The organism is Inquilinus sp. KBS0705, from assembly GCA_005938025.2.
Lineage (GTDB): Bacteria > Bacteroidota > Bacteroidia > Sphingobacteriales > Sphingobacteriaceae > Mucilaginibacter.
On sequence record VCCI02000002.1, the window covers coordinates 147,123 to 171,735 of the forward strand.

The 24,613-nt window shown below is 44.1% G+C and carries 24 protein-coding genes; 14 read left to right on the forward strand and 10 right to left on the reverse strand.

Annotated features, from left to right (window positions below):
* Positions 1–11 precede the first annotated feature (11 nt).
* Positions 12–860 carry a glycoside hydrolase family 16 protein gene (locus tag FFF34_011980; protein ID TSD64623.1) on the reverse strand — a complete coding sequence of 283 codons (849 nt, stop codon included), beginning with the start codon at positions 858–860 and terminating at the stop codon, positions 12–14.
* A gap of 139 nt (positions 861–999) precedes the next feature.
* Here FFF34_011980 and modA point away from each other — a divergent pair, with 139 nt between their 5' ends.
* The 3 genes from modA to FFF34_011995 are packed head-to-tail and all read left to right on the forward strand — an operon-like array spanning position 1,000 to position 3,060.
* Complete coding sequence (gene modA / locus FFF34_011985; GenBank protein ID TSD64624.1) at positions 1,000–1,758, forward strand: molybdate ABC transporter substrate-binding protein; 759 nt, start codon at positions 1,000–1,002, stop codon at positions 1,756–1,758.
* 16 nt (positions 1,759–1,774) lie between these two features.
* The gene (gene modB, locus FFF34_011990) at positions 1,775–2,446 is read left to right on the forward strand and encodes a molybdate ABC transporter permease subunit (GenBank protein ID TSD64625.1); all 672 of its coding nucleotides are present in this window, start codon (positions 1,775–1,777) and stop codon (positions 2,444–2,446) included.
* The gene (locus tag FFF34_011995; protein ID TSD64626.1) at positions 2,443–3,060 is read left to right on the forward strand and encodes an ATP-binding cassette domain-containing protein; all 618 of its coding nucleotides are present in this window, start codon (positions 2,443–2,445) and stop codon (positions 3,058–3,060) included. Before modB ends, FFF34_011995 begins: the two co-directional genes overlap by 4 nt.
* Here FFF34_011995 and FFF34_012000 read toward each other — a convergent pair whose 3' ends face one another.
* The 5 genes from FFF34_012000 to FFF34_012020 all read right to left on the reverse strand — a co-directional run bounded on the left by FFF34_012000 (position 3,061) and on the right by FFF34_012020 (position 6,153).
* Positions 3,061–4,152: a hypothetical protein gene (locus tag FFF34_012000; GenBank protein TSD64627.1), complete on the reverse strand. Its 1,092-nt coding sequence runs from the start codon at positions 4,150–4,152 to the stop codon at positions 3,061–3,063.
* A 166-nt stretch (positions 4,153–4,318) separates the two neighbouring features.
* Positions 4,319–4,900 carry an AhpC/TSA family protein gene (locus FFF34_012005; protein ID TSD64628.1) on the reverse strand — a complete coding sequence of 194 codons (582 nt, stop codon included), beginning with the start codon at positions 4,898–4,900 and terminating at the stop codon, positions 4,319–4,321.
* Positions 4,901–4,984: 84 nt separating this feature from the next.
* Positions 4,985–5,242 carry a hypothetical protein gene (locus tag FFF34_012010; protein ID TSD64629.1) on the reverse strand — a complete coding sequence of 86 codons (258 nt, stop codon included), beginning with the start codon at positions 5,240–5,242 and terminating at the stop codon, positions 4,985–4,987.
* 57 nt (positions 5,243–5,299) lie between these two features.
* Positions 5,300–5,566: a hypothetical protein gene (locus tag FFF34_012015; GenBank protein ID TSD65059.1), complete on the reverse strand. Its 267-nt coding sequence runs from the start codon at positions 5,564–5,566 to the stop codon at positions 5,300–5,302.
* Positions 5,566–6,153, reverse strand: coding sequence for a sigma-70 family RNA polymerase sigma factor (locus FFF34_012020; GenBank protein ID TSD64630.1), 588 nt, complete (start codon positions 6,151–6,153; stop codon positions 5,566–5,568). Before FFF34_012020 ends, FFF34_012015 begins: the two co-directional genes overlap by 1 nt.
* Before the next feature lie 158 nt (positions 6,154–6,311).
* Here FFF34_012020 and FFF34_012025 point away from each other — a divergent pair, with 158 nt between their 5' ends.
* The 3 genes from FFF34_012025 to FFF34_012035 all read left to right on the forward strand — a co-directional run bounded on the left by FFF34_012025 (position 6,312) and on the right by FFF34_012035 (position 8,597).
* Entirely contained in the window at positions 6,312–7,097 is a 786-nt protein-coding gene (locus tag FFF34_012025; protein TSD64631.1) for a DUF1223 domain-containing protein, read from the forward strand.
* A 74-nt stretch (positions 7,098–7,171) separates the two neighbouring features.
* Entirely contained in the window at positions 7,172–7,837 is a 666-nt protein-coding gene (locus tag FFF34_012030) for a thiosulfate reductase (protein ID TSD65060.1), read from the forward strand.
* A complete protein-coding gene (locus FFF34_012035; GenBank protein ID TSD64632.1) occupies positions 7,824–8,597 on the forward strand; it encodes a molybdopterin-dependent oxidoreductase in 774 nt (257 codons plus the stop codon). The genes FFF34_012030 and FFF34_012035 overlap by 14 nt, the downstream gene beginning before the upstream one ends.
* Here the strand turns inward: FFF34_012035 and FFF34_012040 are convergent.
* Complete coding sequence (locus FFF34_012040) at positions 8,582–9,724, reverse strand: alpha/beta hydrolase (protein ID TSD65061.1); 1,143 nt, start codon at positions 9,722–9,724, stop codon at positions 8,582–8,584. The genes FFF34_012035 and FFF34_012040 overlap by 16 nt on opposite strands.
* Positions 9,725–9,871: 147 nt before the next feature.
* Between FFF34_012040 and FFF34_012045 the strand changes: the two genes are divergently transcribed.
* Positions 9,872–10,738, forward strand: a complete 867-nt coding sequence (locus FFF34_012045) for an alpha/beta hydrolase (protein ID TSD64633.1) — start codon at positions 9,872–9,874, stop codon at positions 10,736–10,738.
* 73 nt (positions 10,739–10,811) lie between these two features.
* On the opposite strand, the gene FFF34_012050 is transcribed toward FFF34_012045, so the two are convergent.
* Entirely contained in the window at positions 10,812–11,687 is an 876-nt protein-coding gene (locus FFF34_012050) for a sugar phosphate isomerase/epimerase (GenBank protein ID TSD64634.1), read from the reverse strand.
* A gap of 83 nt (positions 11,688–11,770) precedes the next feature.
* Positions 11,771–12,955, reverse strand: a complete 1,185-nt coding sequence (locus tag FFF34_012055; GenBank protein ID TSD65062.1) for a DEAD/DEAH box helicase — start codon at positions 12,953–12,955, stop codon at positions 11,771–11,773.
* Between the two features lie 171 nt (positions 12,956–13,126).
* On the opposite strand from FFF34_012055, the gene FFF34_012060 reads away from it, so the two are divergent.
* From FFF34_012060 to FFF34_012075, 4 genes are all read left to right on the forward strand, one after another.
* Positions 13,127–14,116 carry a hypothetical protein gene (locus FFF34_012060; protein ID TSD64635.1) on the forward strand — a complete coding sequence of 330 codons (990 nt, stop codon included), beginning with the start codon at positions 13,127–13,129 and terminating at the stop codon, positions 14,114–14,116.
* Between the two features lie 114 nt (positions 14,117–14,230).
* On the forward strand, positions 14,231–14,887 hold the full coding sequence (locus FFF34_012065) for a DUF1080 domain-containing protein (GenBank protein TSD64636.1): 657 nt from the start codon (positions 14,231–14,233) through the stop codon (positions 14,885–14,887).
* A 35-nt stretch (positions 14,888–14,922) separates the two neighbouring features.
* Positions 14,923–16,659: a GMC family oxidoreductase gene (locus tag FFF34_012070; GenBank protein ID TSD64637.1), complete on the forward strand. Its 1,737-nt coding sequence runs from the start codon at positions 14,923–14,925 to the stop codon at positions 16,657–16,659.
* A 6-nt stretch (positions 16,660–16,665) separates the two neighbouring features.
* Positions 16,666–17,313 carry a gluconate 2-dehydrogenase subunit 3 family protein gene (locus FFF34_012075; GenBank protein ID TSD64638.1) on the forward strand — a complete coding sequence of 216 codons (648 nt, stop codon included), beginning with the start codon at positions 16,666–16,668 and terminating at the stop codon, positions 17,311–17,313.
* A gap of 65 nt (positions 17,314–17,378) precedes the next feature.
* Here FFF34_012075 and FFF34_012080 read toward each other — a convergent pair whose 3' ends face one another.
* Positions 17,379–18,713, reverse strand: a complete 1,335-nt coding sequence (locus tag FFF34_012080; protein TSD64639.1) for a hypothetical protein — start codon at positions 18,711–18,713, stop codon at positions 17,379–17,381.
* 98 nt (positions 18,714–18,811) lie between these two features.
* Here FFF34_012080 and FFF34_012085 point away from each other — a divergent pair, with 98 nt between their 5' ends.
* From FFF34_012085 to FFF34_012095, 3 genes are all read left to right on the forward strand, one after another.
* The gene (locus FFF34_012085) at positions 18,812–19,555 is read left to right on the forward strand and encodes a YdcF family protein (GenBank protein ID TSD64640.1); all 744 of its coding nucleotides are present in this window, start codon (positions 18,812–18,814) and stop codon (positions 19,553–19,555) included.
* Between the two features lie 4 nt (positions 19,556–19,559).
* Positions 19,560–20,546 (forward strand): family 43 glycosylhydrolase, encoded by a 987-nt coding sequence (locus tag FFF34_012090; GenBank protein ID TSD64641.1) that lies wholly within the window; start codon positions 19,560–19,562, stop codon positions 20,544–20,546.
* 122 nt (positions 20,547–20,668) lie between these two features.
* Complete coding sequence (locus tag FFF34_012095) at positions 20,669–24,574, forward strand: T9SS type B sorting domain-containing protein (GenBank protein TSD64642.1); 3,906 nt, start codon at positions 20,669–20,671, stop codon at positions 24,572–24,574.
* Positions 24,575–24,613: the final 39 nt, after the last annotated feature.

Consider the following 24,613-nt stretch of genomic DNA (forward strand, 5'->3'; position numbering starts at 1 on the left):
ATCAGAATGGTTTATTTTTCAATCATTTTATAAAAGTGTACATAATCTACCACCATGCTGGCCGGGAACGCGGTATCATCAATACCTTGCTGGCCACCCCAGCTTCCTCCAACGGCAATATTCATTAACAGGTGGAATTTTTGATCGTATGGCCAGGCGGCAACACTATTGGCATTGTTTACATAGGTATAAACCAAATCGCCGTCATAATAGCCCTTTATGGCATAGGGTGTCCAGTCGGTACGGTAAACGTGGAATTCGCTGCTTGCCGTGTTGATGGTTTTGCTACCTCCCTTACCATTCGCGCCGTTATACAATTGGTTATGCAGGGTAAAATGCACATTGCCGGGGTCAAAACCCACCATTTCCATAATGTCTATCTCGCCCGAGTTTGGCCAGTTGCCATACACGTAATCATCAGGCAGCATCCATATGGCCGGCCATGTGCCTTTGCCTGCGGGTAGCTTTGCCTTAACCTCCAGGCGGCCATACAACATGCTGCCTTCGCCCTTTGATACCAGGCGTGTTGAGGTATAATTCATGCCGCCCAGGCTTTCCTTTTTGGCTGTAATAGTTAGTTTGCCATCGGCAACGTTTACATTTGCAGCATCGGTATAGTATTCCAGCTCGCTGTTGCCCCAGCCACCGCCGCCGGTATCGTATCCCCATTTATCAGTTTTTGGTTTGCCTGTGTAATCAAACTCATCGGCAAAATAGGCGGTAGTTTCAAAAGTCCAGCCTTTATCAACCACCTCGGTAGGCGGGTCAACAACAACCGGCTTAGGGTCTTGTTTTTTACCCGAACAGGCAGCCATACCTAACAGCGCAACTGCGCACAGGGCAGCGTTAATTTTATTCATAAAAAAGGGTTATAAGCTTATAATTGGTTTAAAGCCCAATCCAAATATAAGATATTTATATTATGGATGTTAACACATTACATTTGCGCTGTTAACGCAATTAAACGTATTTTGTAAAACAGCGGCTTTATATATACTCATGACCAAAACAACCTCATTTAAATACCTGCTTACCAGTGCCTGCCTGTTATGGCAGCTAACGGCCCACGCGCAAAATTTAAAGGTAGCCATAGCCGCCAACCTGCAGCCGGTAATAAAAGTGCTGCAACAGGATTTTGGAAAACAAACAGGTATTGGCATTGACGCCATATCGGGCCCATCGGGTAATTTAAGCACCCAAATAAGCAACGGTGCGCCATTCGACCTGTTTTTATCTGCCGATACCAAGTTCCCCGCCGAGCTTTATAAAAAAGGTTTTGCCTTAAAAGAACCGGTAGTTTATGCCGAAGGCGCACTTATTATTTGCAGCAGCCAAAACATTAACCTGGCAAATTGGGCAAAACTGCTGCCGGGTGCTACCATTAAAAAAATAGCTATCGGCAACCCGGCTATTGCGCCCTATGGCAAGGCCGCGCAGGAAACGCTGATGCAAGCCGGTATATACGATACCATAAAAGATAAAATTGTATATGGCGAAAGCATATCGCAGGTAAACACTTATGTTACTACAGGTGTGGTACCGGTAGCATTTACCACTTTATCATTAATAAAAGACCCGGCTAATAAAACGCCGCTTTTTTACCGGGTAATCGATCCTAAAACCTATTCGCCCATACAACAGGGCATGGTACTGCTTAAACATGCGCAAGGAAACACCAAGGCCGAAAAGTTTTACCGGTATCTGTTAAGCCCGGCGGCCAAAAAAATATTTATACGGTTTGGTTACCATGTTAAATAAACACCCGCGGTAAAAAATGGATATGGCACCTATTTGGCTCACTCTAAAATTAGCAGGCATAACCACGCTTATACTGCTAATTATTGGCCTGCCTTTGGCCTGGTGGCTATCACGAAAGCGGTCGTTTTTTAAGATCATCACCGAAGCTATTATTACTATGCCGCTCGTACTGCCACCTTCGGTACTGGGCTTTTACTTGCTGCTGGCTTTTAGCCCCCAACAGGGCTTGGGGAAATGGCTACAGCAAACGTTTAACATCCAGTTTGTATTCTCGTTCCCCGGCTTGGTGCTGGCATCGGTTATATACAGTATGCCGTTTATTATAAGCCCGGTAAAGTCGGCTTTTCAGCAATTGCCTTTATCGCTTTCACAAGCATCTTACACGCTTGGTAAAACGCCCTGGCAAACCTTTACGCATGTGCTGCTGCCCAACATTAAACCCAGCCTGCTTACTGCCGCGGTGCTTACTTTTGCGCATACCTTAGGCGAGTTTGGCGTAGTGCTGATGATAGGGGGTAACATACCGGGGGTAACACGTGTAGCATCAATAGCCGTATACGATTCGGTTGAGCAAATGAATTACACCGCCGCCAATAACTATTCGCTGGTGCTGTTTACCATTACCTTTGTGATGGTTTTGGGTGTGTTTATTTTTAACAAGTACCAGGTAAAAAGCCCTTTAGAATGATAGACGCTGCTATTGAAAAAAGACTGAAAGCTTACAACGGCGAGCAAACCCTGCAAATAAAAAAACAATTTGCAAAGGGAAGCATCACCCGTATTACGGGGCCATCAGGTGTAGGCAAAACCACTTTTTTAAAAATGCTGGCGGGGCTAATAACGCCCGATAGCGGCATTATTAAGGTTGATGACCTTACCTGGTTTAGTGCCGAACAAAAAATCAACCTGCCACCCCAGCAGCGCCGGCCCGGTTTTGTATTTCAGGATTACGCCCTATTTCCTAATATGACGGTTAAGGCGCACTTAAGTTATGCCTGTGATGATGCCCCCTGGATAAGCGAACTGTTAGAAATTGGCAAATTGGATAATTTTGGCAGCCACAAACCCGATCACTTATCGGGCGGGCAGCAGCAGCGGCTGGCCATATTACGCGCGCTGGCCATTAAGCCCAAGGTTTTGCTGATGGATGAACCATTTTCGGCGCTGGATATACAAATGAAAACCACACTGATAGCCGACCTGCGCCCGTTATTTACCCGACTGGGTACTACCACCCTGATTGTAAGCCATAACCCGCATGAGCTGGATGGCCTTATTAATGACGAACTGGAGATAGCGTAGCTACAGCCTGTCTTTCCAAACGGCAAGCCTGCTTATAATTAATTCGGTTGAAGCATCAAACCTGATGAACGAGGTGTCTTCGGGATGAGCCTTGTAAAGCTTGATGTATTCTTCAAAAAATACCAGGGGATCCTGCACCAGTATATTAGCTATCACCTTTTTACCCGAATACTTTTCTATCTTTTTAGCCATCTCGTAGCCGGTAAAGTACGATGTTTCGTCGTAAGCGGTGGTAAAGGCAATATTATAAAAGGTTTCGTAGCCGCGCGACGCTGTATCGTTGTGGCTCTTGTATAAAAGCGACTCGAACAAATAAAAATTCTCGCCTTTGCGATCGGCATTTTTTTGCCACTCATCTGCCTGTACCTTTGAAAAAGGCGCGGGGTTTTTAACCTGTGCAAAATCGCCTACCAGGTTAGCCGTCCCCTCGCACCATACGTTATAAGCCAGCGCGTATGAAGCCTGCACATAGTAGGGTGCATTTTTTTCTTTATTTTTCTTACGCATTGCCTGCCCTGCCCCTTGCATGCTGTGATACAACTCGTGTGCTACCAGGTATTTTAAGCCTTCATAATCATCGCCTATTTTTTGCAGGGCTACGTTAAACGTTTTTTCGTCGCCAATAACAAACCCTAATGACCCTCCACCCACCAAAAAGCAGGCCCTTACTTCGGCACTAACCTCCGCAGGTGTGTATGCTTGTATTATGGCGGTAACATCGTTTAAAAAGGCTTGCTGGTTTTGGGCTAATTTGCCTAACAAGTTTTGTATAGCGGGCAGGTTGGCTTTTACCATCTTCCAGTTATAGGGGTCATTACCTTTTATGGTACCTGTTTCAATAATTTCTTTTAAGGTGCTTTTAAAAACATCTTCGCCAAAACCGCTGTAGCCTTTTACTTTTTTAATGAGTTGCTGGTTGCCATATACCGCGGCTGCCTGGTTTATTTGCGCATCGGTAACGGTTTTGCCAGACAGCAGCCAGGTTATCACCTGCGCGCTTTCAAAATCGAGCGATACTTTTAATTCACCTGGCGCTGCTTTAGCGGCCATGCTTATAAGTAAAAGGAATAAACAAAGTAATTTTGATCTCATATAACCGCAAATTATAAGTGTTAAGTTCGTCTGATTATTATACTTTAATATTGAACTTTGGGTTGTGAATTTACTGTACTTTCACCACACTTTACAATAAAAAGCTCAAAGCCACCTAAGGTAACTTTGAGCAAATTAATAAAATTGTTGCTTAGTTATATGGCTATTACAGCGTTGCTAAGATTTCTTTTACTGATGCGCGTTTGGTATAATCTTTATCAAAATGCACAAAAGCGATCTTACCTAAACTATTAATAACATAAGTAGCAGGCACCGGTAATACATGATCGGTGTTACCATTGTTTTTATCCAGATCGAGCCCGAAGCCCCTGTATTTAACTACGGTAGCATCATCTAAAACATAATTTACCCCATAGCTTTTCATTATTTTATACCCCTTATCCTGTACTATTGTAAAAGACGCGTGTGTTTTATCAACTGTTTTTTGGATGTTATCGCCGGTTTCGGGCGTTACACCAACAACGTAAGCGCCTTTAGCAGTTAATTGTAGTAAGGAGTCTTGCAGGTGTTGTATTTGCTTATTACAGTAAGGGCACCACTGACCCCTGTAAAAAAATAACACAACAGATTTGTGCTGCTTAAGCAATTGCTTTAAGCCTATGGTTTTACCGGCAACGTCGGTTACGGTAAATGCGGGCGCAGTATCACCTTTTTTAAGGCCGGTTTGCGCCATTACCTGCACTGCAAACAGCATTACCGATAGTATTAGTATATATTTTTTCATCATTAATAATTTTTAAAACAGAAAGCGGGGGCAATCACTCCCCCGGCTTTCACACAAAAACAATAATTAAAACTCAACCCTAAGGTTTTACATTTTGCCTGTATCGGCTTTCATTTTACTTTCCATTTTGCCGGCTTTTGCTTTTTTGGCTTTTGCCATTTTAGTTTTGGCAGGCTCCATTTTCGACTCCATCTTACCAGCTTTCATTTTACCGGTATCGGCTGCCGCAACTTGCCTTACCTTTGTAGTTACCGCGTGTGCATTTACATTAAGGCTAAAAAATAAAGCGGCAACCGCGGCTAATAATACACCCGCAACCGGGCGCTGATTGTTGTTAATTTTCATTTTGTTTAATTTAATTTCCAACTTAGTCGAGCGTGTTAAACAAACCTTACAATCGTTTTATTTTTTTTTGAGCCTTTCAGTTATTTTCCTCTGCAGGTCGGCTTTAAAATCAGCATTAAGCGTGGGCTGCGCGGCCACTATCAAATGCTTTATCATTTGATTTATTTTTTGACTTTGCCGTCCGTATAACTTACAAACGTTGCAGCCCAAAAGGTGTATATGCAATTCTATCCTCTCGCGAAAGGTGATACGGCCCAGCATCCTTTTTTCAATTAAAAAGGTTGCCTGCTTACAGTTATATATTATTTTTTTCAGTTCGCTCATTACATCCAGTTTTTTTGAAGGCATGCCCTCAGGTTAAGTTTAGCGCGATGGATGATGACCCAAAAATTTGACGCGCTTATTTTTAGCTCGGCACATACAAAATCGGTTGTTTCATCATCCATATGCTTCATGGTAAATACCGATAGCCATAATGCGGGTAGTTTTTGCATACACCTTTGCAAAATGTGGTTAAACTCCTTATTAGCCAGTACGTCATGGTTGTCTATGCCAAAACTTAAAGGCTGATGCGCCGCTGTCCAATGTCCATCGGCCTGGTTAAAAAAGTCTTGCTGCTCTGTTTCCGCGTTGCTCAGTTCCTGCACCTGTAAGCCTAATGACTTTTTTCGGTAGCTATCAATGATCTTATTTTTTAGGATAGCCGTAAGCCAGGTGCGCTCGTTGCTTTTGCCGGCAAAGCGGTGCATCCCCTCCAGCGCCGAAAGAAAAGTTTCCTGCACCAGATCCCGGGCCTGCTCTTCGTTACGCACACGCATAATGGTGTAAGCATACAAATAATCGGCATATGCGCTAACCCAATTATTGGGGTCGAGGCTGTGTGCGGTGGGGGCGCTTATCAATTCATCCATAGTAAAACTATCTGTTAGTCGGCTTTGGGTAGCAATCCTTACAAAAAATCATCTTTTAATTAGTGACGTATATAAGCTGCCTTATATCTACTTTTATAAATATAAAATTTTTGTAAGGATTTAGTTTATATGCCGACTAACGGTTAAATATTAAAATCATGCGATCAATAAAAATAAGCGCTTTAGCCATATGCCTGGTAATAACCGGGATGGTTTCAGCCGCGTTTGTTATCAAAAACAATCATACGACAGTCGACAAAGGCTTTGCTGTTATAGAACTATTTACATCTGAAGGTTGCTCCAGCTGCCCGCCGGCCGATGAATTGGTGGCGCGCATACAAAAAGAGAGCGCCGGTAGACCTGTTTACATACTTGCCTACCATGTAGATTATTGGAACCGACTGGGTTGGAAAGATGTTTTTAGCAGCGCCGATTACAGCCACAGGCAGGGGGCATATGCCAAATGGTTAAAGCTTAACGGCGTTTATACCCCACAAGCCGTTGTAAATGGAAGCACCGAAATGGTAGGCTCGGCACAAGGCACCTTGCGCAATTCCATAACCAGTAACTTAAACAAAACCCCTACAGTGCAATTATCCTTGCAAAACTTAACGGTAGATAAACATAAGGCTACCATCAAATACACAACCGAAGGCGCAGCCCAAAACACTACCCTGCTTTTAGCGCTCATACAAAAAAATGCTACTACCAAAGTAAAGAACGGGGAAAACAGCGGGCGCACATTATCGCATGTACAGATAGTGCGCGGTATTAAAACCGTAGCACTTGATAAAGACAAAACCGGCCAAGCCGACCTATCACTACCTGATGATTTTATAGCGCAGGGTTGGGAGGTTATAGGGTTAGTGCAAAACACCAACACAGGCCAAATTACTGCGGCATCGCGCGTGGCTATTGCCGCGGCAACCATGGCAAGCAATTAATAATTAATAGCTAACTTTATAATGTACATGCCCCTAACTATATGAAAGTAATTAAAGAGAAACATTCCTTAGCCATGCGGTGGTTCCATTGGGTAAATTTCCCACTGCTTACTATTATGATATGGAGCGGACTGCTTATATATTGGGCTAACGACGAGTACAGCATTAAACTGTTTGGCCATACCTATTACCGGTTTTTTTCGGAAGGTTTTTACCAGGCACTGCATATTCCGCGCCGCTTAGCCGAGGGCATGTCGTTCCACTTTTTCTTTATGTGGTTTTTTACGCTTAATGGTATCTTTTACGTTTTATATACGCTTATATCCGGCTCGTGGCGGCAACTGGTGCCCAACCGCCATTCGTTTAAAGAGGCCTGGCTGGTAGTACTGCACGATCTGCATATCCGTAAAATGGCACCGCCTCAAAATAAATACAATGCGGCACAGCGTATTGCCTATAGCGCCATTATTGTAATGGGGTTTAGTTCGTTAATTACCGGGCTGGCCATTTATAAACCAGTACAGTTTAACACGCTTACCTGGCTCTGCGGCGGTTACCATTCAGCACGCGTTATACATTTTGTACTTACTATTGGCTACGTACTTTTCTTTTTGATACACATTATACAGGTAATATTAGCCGGCTGGCGAAATTTCCAATCGGTTATTACCGGTTTCGAGGTGGTGAACGAGCCCGCCAAAACAGTTACCCAAGCAACAGCAAGCGATGAAAAAAAATAAGGTAAAACAACCCCTCACTATTGAGCAGAAGATAAAGAGGCGTACCTTTTTATCGTTCGGTACCTTCGCGGTGCTATCGGGTGCCGCTTATGGTGGCTGGCGATGGCTGTATACGGCTCCTAAAGAAATAAGTACTGCAACCGCCGGGGCCAAGGCCCCGCTGCGCAGGGCGCTCAATAAAACGGAACTGTTCCTCCGTAATTTCTTTAGCAATAATCACCTGGTGAAAACATATCCTAAAGAGCGGGCCGCAAAGGTGGTACGCCACAACAGCGATATCGGTTCGGCAGGTGCGCCGCCTGCCGATTGGCAATTACAGGTAAAAAAACATAACGGCGAGGTGCTTAACATTACCCTTAATCAAATAAAGGCCCTGCCTAAAACAGAGATTGTATACGATTTTAAATGCGTAGAGGGCTGGGACCAGATACAATATTGGGGAGGCGTAAAATTCAGCGATTTTGTGGCTCATTTTAAGTTAGACGACCAAACCGAATACGATTATGTTGGCCTGGCTACACCGGATAATAAATACTATGTTGGGCTGGATACGCCCAGCGCCATGCACCCGCAAACCCTATTGGCCTACGAGGTAAATGCCGGGCCATTGCCACCAAAACATGGTGCACCCCTAAGGCTTATTATCCCGGTAAAATATGGCATAAAAAATTTAAAGCGTATTGGTAGTATTACTTTTAGCAATAAGCGCCCGCCCGATTACTGGGCCGAGCAAGGGTACGATTATTACTCGGGTTTGTAGGTAGTATGGCATGTTAGCGCCAAAAACCGTTCTACACAATAGGTAGATAGCTGGCCACCAGGGCCGTTTAGGTTATAATCAAACCCGTGTGTTGCCCAGGGTAACCTTAAATAATAATGCGGTACACCGTTTTGTGCCAGCTTATCGTTTAAGCGGCGGCTATGCTCTGGTGCTACCAGCACATCATTATCGCCGTGTATGATTAAAGTAGGCACACTGTTGGGGCTAACGTATTCGATAGGTGAGCTGGCTTTATAATTTTGCGGAACAGCACCATAAGTACCCCCTAAGTAACGTTCCATCACCCCTCGCGAATCCATTACCCAAGGGTTAGCCGGTGCCGAATAGCCCCAAACCATATCTGCAGGGCCGTAAAAATCTATTACCCCCTTAACCCCTTGGTTGTGCTGAGTATAGGCATACAGCAAGGCTATTTGCGCCCCCGCCGAGCGGCCCAGTATCACTAAATTATTGGTATCTATTTTTAAACTATTGGCGTGACTACGCAGATAGGTAACCGCCTGTGCAACATCTTCAACAGGGGCGGGGCTTTTGTATTTTGGTGCCATACGGTAATTAACCGATGCCACATTATAGCCCCTGTTAGCCAGATAGCTGTTTAGCTCGGGCAGTTGCTGGCTATCGCCACTACTCCAGGATCCGCCATGTATTACTATTACGCAAGGCTTGTTGCCGGCTATTTGCGAGGGGTAAAAATCAAGCGTTAAGTGTATGGTGGTATTGGTGTAAGTTAACCTACGGTAGGTTACTGTAGCCTCGGAACTAAAGAATACTCTGAATAGATCAAAAGGCGAATCGGCCTTGTTCATATCTGTAGTTAAGCCAAACGCCTTGTTAAAACGCTCTTCAAGTTTATCGGCAACCCTGAATGCCCTTATCACTGGGGATAAAAAAACAAGTAGAGTAATAACGCTAATTCCTAAAAAAACTTTCTGAAATTTTTGCAGCCATATTACCGCGAGGATACCCATGGTAACTATAGCCGCAAATATGAGCGGGAACTCCGTCACGGCTATGGCCAATAACCATAAATGATAGGTAGGCGCCCTAACTAAACATAATAACGACAGCAAAAAAAGCGCTGTGATAACCACCAGTTTTTTCATGCTGCGCGAGTGTATGGCAAATTTCAATGTATTGTGATGTTATTAAAAAGTTTCGGCTTTAATTATATGTACATTGTAAACGCCTAAAGTTCAATCTTATAAATTTAACTCAAGCTACATAAATTATTTAGCTTTGGTATACCCAATATGAAAAAATTAAAACAAATTGTTGCCCAGGTTAAATCTTCAGCAATGGCGCCTGCTGCTGAGCTAACAGAATTACTTTGGCAACTAATTTGCTACCCGCCTAAAATGCCCTTGCGCCTTCACCAGCAGCAATTGATAGACGAGGCTGAAAAATTTGATTTTGTTGTTAACGACGAGTACTTTACTCACCAACCCTTAACCATTAGGGGCTTTAAATGGGGGCAGGGCAAAACCACTGTTTTAATAAGCCATGGTTGGGGATCAAAAGCGGCAGACTTTACCGAGATGGTAACCGCCCTTCAACAAAACCCCGATTTAACCATACTGGCATTTGATGCGCCTGCTTGCGGAAGCTCGGATGGAGAGCTATCAAACCTGTTGCTATTTGTGGCCGGAGTTAAGGGTGTTATAGAAAAGTATGGCTCACCAGATGTAGTCATTGGGCACTCGTTTGGGGCAATGGCCAATGTGCTGGCTTTACAACAGGCTGGCGCTACCCCTAAATTGTTAATTAGCATTACTCCTTTTATTTTACTACAGGAAAACTTTATAGCCAGCATGACAGCAGCTGAGGTTGCCCCAGAGGCGCAAAACCTGTTTTTAGAAAGTTTTAAAGAACGTTACAGTGTGCCGGCATCTTATTATAATCTTAACCAGCTTTATAAATTTGATGCTGGCCTTAACCATTGGTTAGCCTATGATGAGCACGACATACTTTTACCTTATTCGTATTTACATGAATTTTTAACTAATAACCCAGGCATCCAAACCACTAATTATAACAATGCCGGGCACGAGCGCATTATTAAATTAGCTGCGCTGATAGACGATGTAGCTGCCCATGTACAACAGGTAACCGCCTCTTAGTTATCAATTAGGCCAGTGTACAAAAAAAGCCGGACCATATACTGATCCGGCTGATATTTTACGCTGGTTGTAATTATGCCAGGTTTGATTTAATGTAGCTATAGCTTTTTGTAATGCTATCAAACGGATCGCCTGGGCAAATATCCTGCTCGTTAAAGAAATACTCTAAACCTGCTTCGTTAGCATGTTTAAATATATTTTTAAACGGAATAACGCCGTTACCTACTTCGGTAAACATTTGCTTAGGGGTGTTATCCATGTCCTTTACGTGCCATAACGGGAAACGGCCCGGATATTTCTGGAACAACGCTAACGGATCTTGTTTGGCACGGTATATCCAATAGATATCCATTTCCATTTTTACCAGGTTCGAGTCGGTATTGTTTAACAATATCTCGTATGGGTACTGTCCGTCCTGGGTAGCAAATTCAAAATCGTGGTTATGGTAGCAAAGCTGTATACCTGCGCTCGCGCAAATTTCGCCGGCTTTGTTTAATTTCTCAGCAGTTTCCTGGTAATGGCTTAAGGTTCCGCGCTCGCTATCTAATAAATAGGCGCAAACCATGTATTTTAAACCAACATTGGCAGCATCGTTAACCGCTCTTTCCCAGTCGTTAGTTATAGTACCTTTGGCATTGGCCATACCTTCGCCTAACATATAGTGCCCGCTTGGCATTATTAAGCCATTACCTTTTAATACCTTCGAAAATTCTGCCGGCTCCATGCCGTAAAATTTTTGTGTGCCGGTATAGGTTGCACCTTCTACCGAGTTAAACCCTACTTTGGCAACTTTAGCCAAAGTGCCCGTTGGGTCTTTTTGCATTGCATCGCGTACAGTATATAACTGTAAGCCTATATATTTTTTATTACGGGCGAATAAATTAGGGGCCATTAAAAGGCCTGCCGAAAGAACCGATGTGGTCTTTAAGAACGAACGTCTGGAAGTCATGGTAAAAATAGATTTAATTGGTTGGTGTAAATGTAAAGCATTACGCAATACAAAACAAACAGACACAATAAAATTACAATGGTTTAATTAGATGCCGGGCGCGATGGTTTATTATTGCCAAAACGCTTAGGCCCACGGCGTTGATCGCGGCGGGCACCGCCGCCTGCCGGCCGTTCTTCGCGCACGTGCTCAATGCCTGCCAGTACTTCGGGCAGCTCTTTTTGCGTTATGGGTTTATCTATTAATTGCTCAATGCTTTTAAGCCTTTTTAGGTCGCGGTCGTTTACAAAGGTTATTGCAGTACCTGTTGTAGCGGCGCGCGCGGTACGGCCAATACGGTGTACATAATCTTCTGGGTCGCCGGGGACATCATAGTTTACCACCAGGTCAATCCCTTCTACATCAATACCACGCGAAAGCGCGTCGGTACCAATAATAACCGGTAGCTTTTTGTTTTTAAAGCGCAGTAATATCTCTTCTCTTTCTGATTGTGCCAGGTCGGAATGGAAAGCTGCCACTTCAATATGGGCATGTTTCAGTTCTTTATAAAGCGATTTTACGATCTCTTTACGCGATGCAAAAATAATAGAGCTTAAATACCCTCCATCTTTTAAAAGCATTTTTAGCAAAGGTGTTTTTTGTCCGTCGTGCAGGCGGTATATCTGTTGGTCTATACCGGCAGCAGGCTGCGATATAGCAATGTTTATTTGCTGCGGGTTTGTTAATATAGCCTTTGCCAGTGTGCGTATGCGGCCCGGCATAGTTGCCGAAAATAATAGTGTCTGGCGCTTTTTAGGCAGATAGCCTATTATGCGCATAATATCGTCCTGGAAACCCATATCCAGCATACGGTCGGCCTCGTCCAATACCAGGTGGGTTATTTTATCAAGCTTTAATACACCCGACGTTAGGTGGGCTATTAATCTGCCCGGAGTGGCTATAATAATATTTACATTGTTTTGTATACCGCGGCGCTGCTGCTCGTAAGCCATGCCATCGCCCCCGCCAAATACCGCCTGCGAACTAACGCCGGTAAAATAGGCCAGCCCCTCTACCTGCTGGTCTATCTGCTGGGCAAGCTCTCGCGTGGGGGCAAGCACCAGCGCGGTGGTATGGTGGTTGTGTGTATTGCTAATATAGTTTAATACCGGCAATAGGTATGATGCTGTTTTGCCTGTTCCTGTTTGCGCGCAGGCTATAAGGTCGTCGCCATTCATTATAACCGGTATGGTCATCTCTTGTATGGGGGTTGCCTGGGTGTAACCCATGCTTAAAACGCCTTCTAATAATTGTTCGTTGAAATTAAATTCCTGGAAAGTCACTCTGTTCTTAATACGTATGTCTGCAAGATATAAATTTTTAGCGTTTTAAACGATGTTTACTTCATTATCTGCAACTATCTCGTACTTTTGAGCGGTACCTATGCGGGTTATAAAGTTATGGTGAAACACTTATTACGTGCTTTAAAAGTATATTATTTTGTTGCGGCCCTGCTACTTGCTACCTTAAATGGTTACGCGCAAAAACAAGCTTTAGCAGATACCACCGATACGGCAACCATTGCAACCCGCCGCATTAACCGCGATTTTAATAATATTTATCTGCAAAACCTGCGCCCCTCCTTTTTTGGGCAAGAGCTTTTTCAGCCCCTAAAAACCATGTTGGTAGGCGATATTACTGCCAATTTTGTAATGTTCAATACACCAAAATCGCGTTTCTTTTTTGATGTAGAGGCAAGGGTAAAGCTGCGCCTGTTATCAGCACGCGGCGCACCGGTAAAATCGCCCAGTTATATGCCTAACGGCACGCTGTATTACCGCGTTAACCGCGATACCTACAAACCGCAATATCTATCGTTATCATACACCCATCACTCCAACGGTATACGCGGGCCAACCGTAATGCCCGATGGTAGCTTTAATCGCGATAGCGGCAAATTCAGCACAAATTTTTATACACTTACCTATGTAAATGGTAAACGGGTAGATCACTCCAAAATAATTACCGATCAGTACCGGTCGCTTGCATTAGAGGTACACTCGGGTTTGTTTGGTACCGGCGCGGCGTACGGCTTACCCGGCAAATACGGCTGGATACGTTTAAACGGCGGTTACATTTATAATATCGCCAAAAAATACCCGGATGCTGTTGACCCTAAACAACAGGTAGTAAATAACTGGCAGCGCCTGCAATTTGATTTTACTTACATAGCCGATAAGTACAACGGTTACAATGCGCTTAACCTAAAAAAGCGATTGAACGTAAGCCTTAAATATTATTACCAGTTTCCGTTTATGCAAAATGTATCGTTTTTGGTGGGCGGTGGCTACCGTGGGCAGGATGATTACAATATATTTTTTGAAGACAGTTATGCTTATATGCAATTTGGTGTAGCCTCGGGCCTATCCTTTTTGTTTAACAGGCATTAATGTAATATTTTGGTGTGATAACAACGTGGCTTGCTTATCAAATAAAATTTATACTACATTTACTTTTCAAACATTATAAACGCAGCCACCATTGCGCTGCACAACTTAAATACCATGAAAAAATTACTGTTAAGCGCAATTGCTGTAGCGGCACTTTCGTATTCATCATCGGCACAAAAACTATTCGACGGTAAAACCACTACCGGCTGGCATGCCTATTTAGGTAAAGATGCAGGCCCGTGGAAGGTAGTTGACGGTGCCTTACAATTAGACCCTGCTGCACCGGGACAGGCCGACCTGGTAACCGATGGCGAGTATGAAAACTATGAATTAAGCCTGGAGTGGAAAATAGCCGAAGGCGGCAACAGCGGTATTATTTTTGGCGTGCACGAAGACCCGGCTTTAGGCGCAACCTATTTAAGCGGTATAGAAATGCAGGTGCTTGATAACGAAAAAGCCGAAGACAATAAAAAAGACAATCACCTTGCTGGTTCGTTATATGATATGAAAGCTGCACCGGCTACTGCCGCTAAACCAGCCGGCCAATGGAACAAGGCAAAAATACGTAAAGACAAAGGGCACCTTACTTTTTGGCTAAACGGCACCGAAGTTATAAATGTGCAAATGGGCAGCCCGGAATGGCAGCAATTGCTGGACAATAGCAAATTTAAAACCTGGAAAGATTTTGCTAAATACCCTAAAGGGCATATCGCATTGCAATCGCACGGTGCAGTGGTGGCCTACAAAAACATCACGTTAAAACAACTGTAGGGCTATAATTTATAGAATAACTTTTTTAGATATAGATGGACGATTTGCAGATAAAAAAATCAGGCACCGCCTATGATGTGGTGATAGTTGGCTCGGGTGCAGGCGGCGGTATGGCCGGCTATGTATTAGCCAATGCTGGTATTAAAGTATTAATGCTGGAGGCGGGGCCTTTCTTTGACCCGGCTAAAGATTCACAGCAATTAAAATGGCCGTGGGAATCGCCACGCAGGGGTGCTGGTGTAACCCGCCCCTTTGGTGATTTTGATGCCGCCTTTGGCGGGTGGGAGTTGGAAGGCGAACCTTATACCACCAAAGACAAAACCGAATTTTACTGGTTCCGTTCGCGTATGCTGGGTGGACGTACCAACCACTGGGGGCGTATATCCCTGCGGATGGGCCCGTTAGATTTTCAGGCTAAAGATGGCCTTACTGATGACTGGCCAATTACCTATGAAGACGTTAAACCTTACTATGATAAAGTTGACCGCCTGATAGGTATATATGGCACGGTTGAAAATATAGAGAACGAACCCGATGGTATTTATTTACCACCGCCCAAACCCCGATTAAACGAATTATTTATTAAACAGGGCGCGCAAAAAGCAGGTGTTACCGTTATACCAGGCCGTGGTTCGGTTTTAACCGAGGCCTTGCCGGGCAATAAAGACAGGGGTGCTTGTTTCTTTTGCGGGCAATGTGGCCGTAGCTGTAAAGTTTATGGCGATTTCTCGGCATCATCATGCCTGGTTATACCAGCCATGAAAACAGGCAACTTAAAAGTAATAACCAATGCCATGGTACGCGAGATAATCACCGATAAAAATGGCTTAGCTACCGGCGTATCTTACGTTAATAAAGAAGACCTGCAAGAGTACCAGGTAAATGCCAAAACAGTAGTGCTGGGCGCCAGCGCAGGCGAGTCGGCACGTATACTGTTAAACTCTAAATCGGCAGCGCACCCGGGTGGGCTGGCCAATAGCAGCGGTGTAGTAGGCAAGTACTTGCACGATTCTACCGGGTCGGGCGCAGGCGGTTTCCTTCCGCAATTGATGGACCGCAAGCGTTATAACGAAGACGGTGTGGGCAGTGTTCACATTTACTCGCCGTGGTGGTTGGATAACAAAAAACTAAATTTCCCGCGTGGTTACCACATCGAGTATGGCGGTGGTTTACACATGCCATCGTATGGTTTTGGTAGCGGAATAGAAAACATGAACGGTGTTGTACCGGGCCGCGATGGTAAAATGAAAGACGGTGGTGGCTATGGCGCAGGTTTAAAAGAAGATTATCGCCGCTTTTATGGCACACAGGTAGGCATGGCCGGCCGTGGTACCGCCATAGCACGCGCGGATAACTATTGCGAAATTGACCCTAACGGTGTAGTAGATAAATACGGTATACCGGTATTGCGTTTCCACTATAAATGGAGCAATGATGAAATAAACCAGGCCAAGCACATGCAGGAAACTTTTGCCGAAATATTACACAATATGGGTGCTATTTATGGCAAAATGCAAGGCCCCGAAACCAATTATGGCTTAGAGGCGCCGGGCAAGATCATCCACGAGGTGGGTACTATACGCATGGGCGACGATCCTAAAAAGTCGGCTTTAAACAAATGGTGCCAGGCGCACGATTGCAAAAACCTTTTTGTGGTTGATGCCGCCCCGTTTGTACAGCAAGGCGATAAAAACGCCACATGGACCATCCTGGCCTTATCTATGCGTACCGCAGAATATATATTACAACAACGTAAAAAACTTAATGTATAACGCATCATGAACAGACGCGAATCCCTTAAAGCAATTGGTTTAGGTACCTTATCAACAGGTTTACTGCTTGGCGCTTGTAAAACCAGCGACAAAGCGCCCGCCACCGAAGACGCACCCGAAGCGGCAGTAGGCAGGCAGCCCTTTGAAGTAGCCCGAGACAAAAAGTTAATGGCCGATAAGTTTTTTACCGACCACGAAATGGCCACCATTACAGTGCTGGCTGATATTATTATACCTAAGGATGGTAAGTCGGGCAGTGCATCTGATGCTAAGGTGCCCGAGTTTATTGAGTTTATAGTAAAGGATATCCCCGAGCATCAGCTGCCTATGCGTGGCGGTTTGCGCTGGTTAGATATGCAATGCCTTAACCGCTACAATAATGCCTTTATTAAATGCAGCAGCGCACAGCAAACACAACTGCTGGACCTGATAGCTTACCCGCAAAAGGCCAAATTAGAAATGGCACAAGGTGTGGCTTTTTTTAACCGCATGCGCGATTTAACCGCATCCGGTTTCTGGAGCAGCGAAATGGGGGTTAAAGATCTTGGCTATGCAGGCAACTCGCCAAATAAATGGACAGGAGTACCCGCCGATGTGTTGAAGCAGTACGGCATGGAAAATGTTAAAATAAGCATTGCAACAAGCATCGTTTAAAAAAATAAAAGCCCGGGCATATATGCCACGGGCTTTTTTCATCACCATCACTATCCGCTGGTAAACTACTCCAGTATTTTAACCGAATCGGTGTTCGGCCCATTAACCTGGGTTTGGTTATTATCCGGATCGGTTATCCACTGCCCGTCAACTATAAATTTGTAGGTTATTTTACCCGGTTCGCTTTCGGTGTTGGCTATCCATTTATTGCCCACACGTTGCAACTTAGTAGCCTGCGCCGACCAATCATTAAACGACCCGGCCACATAAACCTCTTTTGCCTTATCGAAACCCTTTAGTTCAAAAGTCAGGGGTTTAAATTTAGGTTGATTATCATTCAACTCTTTTAAAAACCAGGTTAGGCCGTCTTTCCATTGCTGCTCGTTGGTGGTTTTTATAGTGCTTTCCATCGCCAATTGCTGCGCTCTAAATAAGGCCAGTTTTGTATTCATAATGATGTCGGGTTTTACACCTACACGCTCCCAATTTGTTTTGGTAATAGGGTTAATGGCCCGGCCTACGGGTACAAATAGCCTAAAATGGCTGTTTATCCTTATATCGCCGCCAGGATTTGCACCGCCGCCGGTGGTCTGGCCTATTATAGTGGCGCGTTTCAAATTCTGCAGGTCGTAGGCCAATTCTTCAGCCCCCGAAAATGTAGCGCCACTGGTTAATACATAAATTGGTTTATTTAAATATTTTTTGCCGGGCACATAAGCGTATGTCCATGATTGGGTTAGTTTATCGCCTTTACGGTAATAAATATCATTTAAGTGCACCGGCGATTCAAAAAAATAGCTGCAAATAAAAGGTATCGCATCAGGCGACATGCTGCCCCCGCACTTACGAAGATCGATGATAAGGGCATCGGTGTGGGCCACGTAATTCATCATAGCAGCGTAGGTGTCGCCCGCAAATTCCGGCGATACGAATACACCGATATCAATGTAGCCAATATTGCCTTTTAGTACATCAATTTTGTTGATGCCGTAATTGGTATGTTGCAGCATATTACTTAGCCCATCGCGTTCCTCGGCCGGTATGCTCATTAATTCGCGTTCTTTTTCAACCGGTAACTCTTCGGCAAAATACCCGGCCCGCAGGTGTTTATCATTACCGGCGGTTTGCAAGTCGGTAGTAAGGGTCTGAGCAAACTCAGCGCCGTTAGTGATTTTTCCATATGCGTTTTTAGATTGCCTGCCGCGCAGGTATATTTCTATCTTTTTAGCCACATCTTTAAAAACATACCTATTGTTAATCGTTGTAATAATACTGTCTATTGTTTCGTTTTTTTGATTAGCGGTTAGCGACACCGGGGTTGTTACAGATCCTTGTTGCTGGGCAAACGCGCCAACAGCAAGGGCGCTTAAAATAAAGCTGGTAAATAATTTATATTTCATTTTTTAGGTTCATTATTACTATCTGACGCCGGTAATAAAATATTGGTTACAAAGCTTTATTAATTAAAAAGCATTAATTTGTACACCTTTTATAAGCAATGGTTTTTATACTATCTAAGTTGTTTACTCTGCTACTGCACCCTTTAACCTGGGTTGTAGTGTTATTGATATTTGCAGTAAAAACCAAAAATCAAAAAAGAAAAAATCGCTTGCTTCTTGTAGCTACCATAACATTGTTTGTTTTTTCGAACCCTTTACTTGCCGATTCATTTGCTCGCCTATGGGATATTGGCAAGTACAAGCCGGATAATAAACAATACAGCGCGGTAATTTTGTTGGGCGGATTTGTATCGGAAGACGAAGAGGGGAAGGGTTATTTTAATTGGGCTGCCGACCGGTATATACAGGCCACTAAACTTGTCATGAACAAAAAGGCTCAAAAAATATTATTTACTGGGGGCAATGCCGATATTAACCCCGATGGCTTTACCGAGGCGGCCTTTGTGAAAACCGAGCTTAAAAAATTAAACTTTGCCGATAGCACTGTAATCATGGAAACACGATCTCGTAATACCTTGGAGAACGCCGCCTATAGTAAACCGCTATTGCAAAAGGCCGGTTTAAAGCCGCCGTATTTATTGGTAACATCGGCCTTCCATATGCGCAGGGCGGCATTAATATTTAAAAAGGCAGGTATAAGCGCAATATCCTACCCAAGCAATTATATGTATGGCAAACAGGAGGTAACTTTAATGAGTATTGTACCAAGCGCCGAAGCTTTGCTTACCTGGAATTTGTATTTAAAAGAAATTGTTGGCTACTTAGTAGCCTGGATCAAATAAAAAAATGAAAAAAGCATCTATCTTAATTTTTTTGCCTGTATTAATAATGCAAATGGCATCAGCACAAAACACTACCAAAAAAACAACTTCGGGCAACCCTATTTTTGATGGCTGGTATGCCGACCCGGAGGCTACCATTTTTGGTAAAGAGTATTGGGTTTACCCCACCTATTCGGCCAAGTATAACCAGCAAGTGCATTTCGATGCGTTTTCATCGCCCGATCTGATTAATTGGACCAAGCACGCCAATATCATCGACTCATCAAATGTAAAATGGGTAAAGCGCGCATTATGGGCACCGGCCATCGTTAAAAAGGATGGCAAGTACTTCATATTTTTTGGCGCAAATGATATTCAAAGCGATAAGGAATATGGCGGTATAGGCGTTGCCGTTGCCGATAAACCCGAAGGGCCTTTTAAAGATTATTTAGGTAAACCATTGATTGATAAATTTTACAATGGCGCGCAACCTATAGACCAGTTTGTTTTTAAAGATGCCGACGGCCAGTATTACATTATTTATGGTGGATGGCAGCATTGCAATATTGCTAAACTAAAGGCCGATTTCACCGGCTTTATACCCATGGCCGACGGAAGCACTTTTAAAGAAATTACACCCGAAGGTTATGTAGAGGGCCCTGTAATGTTTACCCGTAAAGGCAAATATTACTTTATGTGGAGCGAAGGCGGCTGGACAGGCCCCGACTATCGCGTGGCTTATGCCATAGGCGATAACATTAACGGGCCATTTAAAAAAATAGGCACCGTTTTAAAACAGGACCCTGCCGTTGCTACGGGCGCCGGGCACCACTCGGTTATACAAGTACCGGGCAAGGACGAGTGGTATATAATTTACCACCGCCGCCCGCTTACCGAAACCGACGCTAACCACCGGGTAACTTGTATTGATAAAATTACCTTTGATGCCAACGGCTTAATTAACCCTGTAAAAATAACCCTCGAAGGGGTAACAGCCAGTAAAATAAAATAGGGCAACCTGCTGCATTATAGTATACAAATTAATTAGAGCTATTGATTATTTAATTGATAGCTAATAAAAAATGCCTACATTTATTATCCGCTTTCATGCTGATTAGCCGCGATTTAACATAAGTGAAAAGCCTTTTTTATATTTTATTTTGCTTTGTTGTCTTTGCAACAATAACGCCGGCTTATGCGCAGTACGGTACAGAAGATCCATTAAAACAGCCCCCCAAATTTAACCAGCCCGATAAGCAGTATTACACGGTTAATGTGCCTATTACTCCTTTGCTGCCATCATACAAACCTAACAGCCCCCGTGTACCGCCCAATGTATACGGCCAGGTGAGCACTTTCGCGGGTACCGGGGCAGCCGGCCAAAATAACGGACCAAAAGCTGCCGCAACTTTTAATAAGCCCCAGGATGTAAAAATTAGCCCCGACGGTAAGTTTATGTATGTTGTTGAGTTTGGCAATGCCTCCATCCGTAAGATAGACTTAGCAACCGGCGTTGTTAGCACCTTTGTATCGGCCAATTTGGTAAGACCCTGGCGAATGGTGTTTGATAAAAACGGAAATATATTTGTAACCGATGTGGGCGACCACACGGTAAAAAAGATAACGCCTGCCGGCGCGGTAAGTGTATATGCGGGGATACCCGGTACTGCCGCCCAAACCAATAATACCTTTGCCGGGCCGCAGGGTATAGATATTGATGGCGCTGGCAACATGTATGTAACAGATTATGGGTCAAATTTTAAAAGCCTGATAAGGCAAGTTAGCCAGGGATATGTTACGCTTTATGCGGGGGGTAAAATACCGGCAACCCCAATAGATATAGACGGCCCCGGTGCCGATGCTGCTTTTTCTACACCTAATGGTTTAGCCATATCGCCGGATGGCAACATGTACGTTACCGATTATAGTTATATAAGAGGAATAAGCGCCGGGCCAACCGTTACTACTGTTGCAGGTCAGCCTTTTTTTGGTTACTGGGAAGGCACAGGCCGGTCAGCGAGGTTTAGCTATGCCAACGGAATAACAATCGACGACTACGGATTTATGTATGTAACCGATGTAGAGATGGTTAGACGGATAACACCGGATTATGTAGTGACGAACCTTACCAGCGAAAACCCCGGTAACAGCAACGGTATATTAGGGCAAGCCTCGTTGAGAGACCCCGGCGGCTTATGTGTAGACAATAAGGGTAATGTTTATATAGCGGATGCTAATAATAACCTGATCAGAAAAATTTCGGTGACCGGCTTTCAAATAATAGATTATGCCGGATTACCGCCAGGCCTTACATTTGACTATACTACAGGTAAAATAAGCGGCACCCCTACAACGCCGGGCCTTTACCAGGTTTCGGTAATTGGCTATAACGAATATGGCAGCAGGGGCTATACTGTTTACATGCAGGTAAATGATGATACGCGCATTCCGCAAACCATCAATTTTCCACCCTTGCCTGCAAAAAAGGAAACCGATGTCGATTTTAGCCCCAACGCAACTGCTTCACCGCCAAAATCTGTTACTAATTTAGATATTACTTATACCAGCAGCGACGAAAACATAGCCAGCATAGCCGATGGTAAAATACATATACTGGGGCCTGGAACGGTAACCATTACCGCTCACTTGTATGGTAATTCATTTTATGACGATGCTCCTGATGTTTCACAAACATTAACCATTGCAGAGGTCCCTGTGGTGTATCAGTACCCCACCATTACACCAAAGCCGCCAACCATATTACTGCCTTTAGGCAACAACCAAACCCATACGGCTACCTTAGGCGAACTTGCAACCGTATCTGCTGCACCCCCAGGCTTTCAACCGGTAGTGGTTAAACTAATTAATAATGTATTTGCCTGTGCTGATATAGGGCCGCAAAAGGTTACTGTAAAGGCAGGCTATGGCCCCGACCCTGCCGACCCACTGAATGCTGAATTTAACCAGCCTACCGGTATCACCTACGATAATATAACAGGCGATTTATATATATCTGACCTTGGCAATAAGGCTATCCGTAAAATTGATGGAGCTACTGGCCGGGTAACCACAGTTGCAGGTGGGCTGGCTGCGGGTAACGTTGATGGCAAAGGTAAAAATGCCAGGTTTGGTTCGGCCTTGTTCGGCATTACAGCCGACCCGAGAAATGGCAATACCTATGTAATTGATAAACTAAATTTTAATATCCGCAAAATTACACCCGATGGCGTTGTTACTACCTTTGCCTTTAATGCAATAGACGACCTTAACAATACCGATCCGTTTGATGCCACAGCTATAGCTGTTGATGATAATGGATATGTTTACGCTGCAGATAATACCCGCATTATAAAAATAAGCCCCGACGGCATTACTGCAACAGTATTTGCGGGTACCCGTTTCGCCAATGATTTACCCGGTAATGATGGTACAGGGTTAGGGGCCAGGTTTAGTGGTATAAGCGGCCTTGCTTTCGGCCCAGATGGTAATTTATATGTGATCAGTTCGGACAATAAGGATGTGAGGAGTTTACGCAAGATCACGCCTGCAGGAGTAGTAACTACACTATACCGTACACGCGATTTTTTAACTCGTTATGCCGGGATAGTTGTTGACGGCCATGGCGCTGTTTTTGTATCAACCACCACACATCTTATTTATAAGTTTACGCCAAATACACCTAATTGGGACCGTAATGTATTTGCAGGAAGTGATGTAGGCTTTGTAAACGGAACAGGCACCGCTGCTAAATTTAATACCCCTCAAAGTATCACTATTGATAACAATGGCAATATATACGTGGCCGACTCCTTTAACCACAGCATTAGAAAAGTTACCCCCGCAGGGGTAGTAACTATTATTGCAGCCGAAGGAAATACCCTTGGCCCGGTATCGGGCTATGTGGATAATACGAGTGTAAGTAATGCTAAAAGTGTTGATGTACCTGTTGTAATAACAAGCCCTATAACAGTTGCTGCCCATGATGATATTAACATCAGCATATCCGGTGATTGTTCTCTGTTTTTGGCCGACTATACCACTGGGCTTACTGCCGCGAGCCAATGTTCTGCTAATTTTAAGTTTAAACAATCACCTTTACCAGGCCAGTTATTAATTGCCGGACAGCCGGTTAATGTAGTGATAGCGGTAACTGATGATATTTTGCCGGCGTATGATAAAGCTGAAATTAAATTTAAAGTTACAGTAACAAAAGCTCCCGACCCTCTGGTAGTAATAGCACCATCAGTAGCAGTGCCCTGCGATGGTTCGCTTATCACTTACAAAGCCACAGTTACCAACGGCGGTACCAATCCTAAATATGTTTGGAAGGTTAACGGGATAGTGGTTAATGGCAGCAGTGCTACGCTTAGCAGCAAAACCCTAATAAATGGTGATAAAATTACGTGTACAGTAACTAATACCGATGGCGTTACACCTGGCTGTACACCTATATCTGCAGTATCTAACCAGGCAACGTTGCAAACGCAATCGTCGGTTACTAATACCGTCAGCATAAGCCCATCGTTCACCGGGCTTATTTGCCCCGGTAGTTCTATAACGTTTACAGCAACTACCAATGCTGCTAACAGTAATACCCATTACCAATGGCAAATAAACGGCGTAAATTCGGGCATTAGTTCGCCAAGTTATACCAGCAATACACTTGTTAACGGCGATGTGGTTACCTGTTCGGTAATAAGTGGTGGTAAATGCGTTTTAAACCCGGTTATACAATCAAATGCCCTTACCATGGTGGTGCGCAGCGATGCCGAATGCGAGATCATTAAAAACAACACCTTTACCCCTAATGGCGATGGCATAAACGATACCTGGAACATGCCTGCCTTGTTAAACTACCCCACTTGTACCGTATTTATTTATACCCGTAATGGGCGCCTGGTTTACCAGTCTGTTGGTTACCCTAAAGCATGGGATGGCACTTATAACGGTGCCGCTTTACCTGCAGGCACCTATTACTATGTTATCGATATTAAAACAGGCGTAAGCCCATTTTCGGGCTGGGTAAGTATTATCAGATAAAGAAAGCCCGTTATATTTATTAACGGGCTTTCTTTTGTA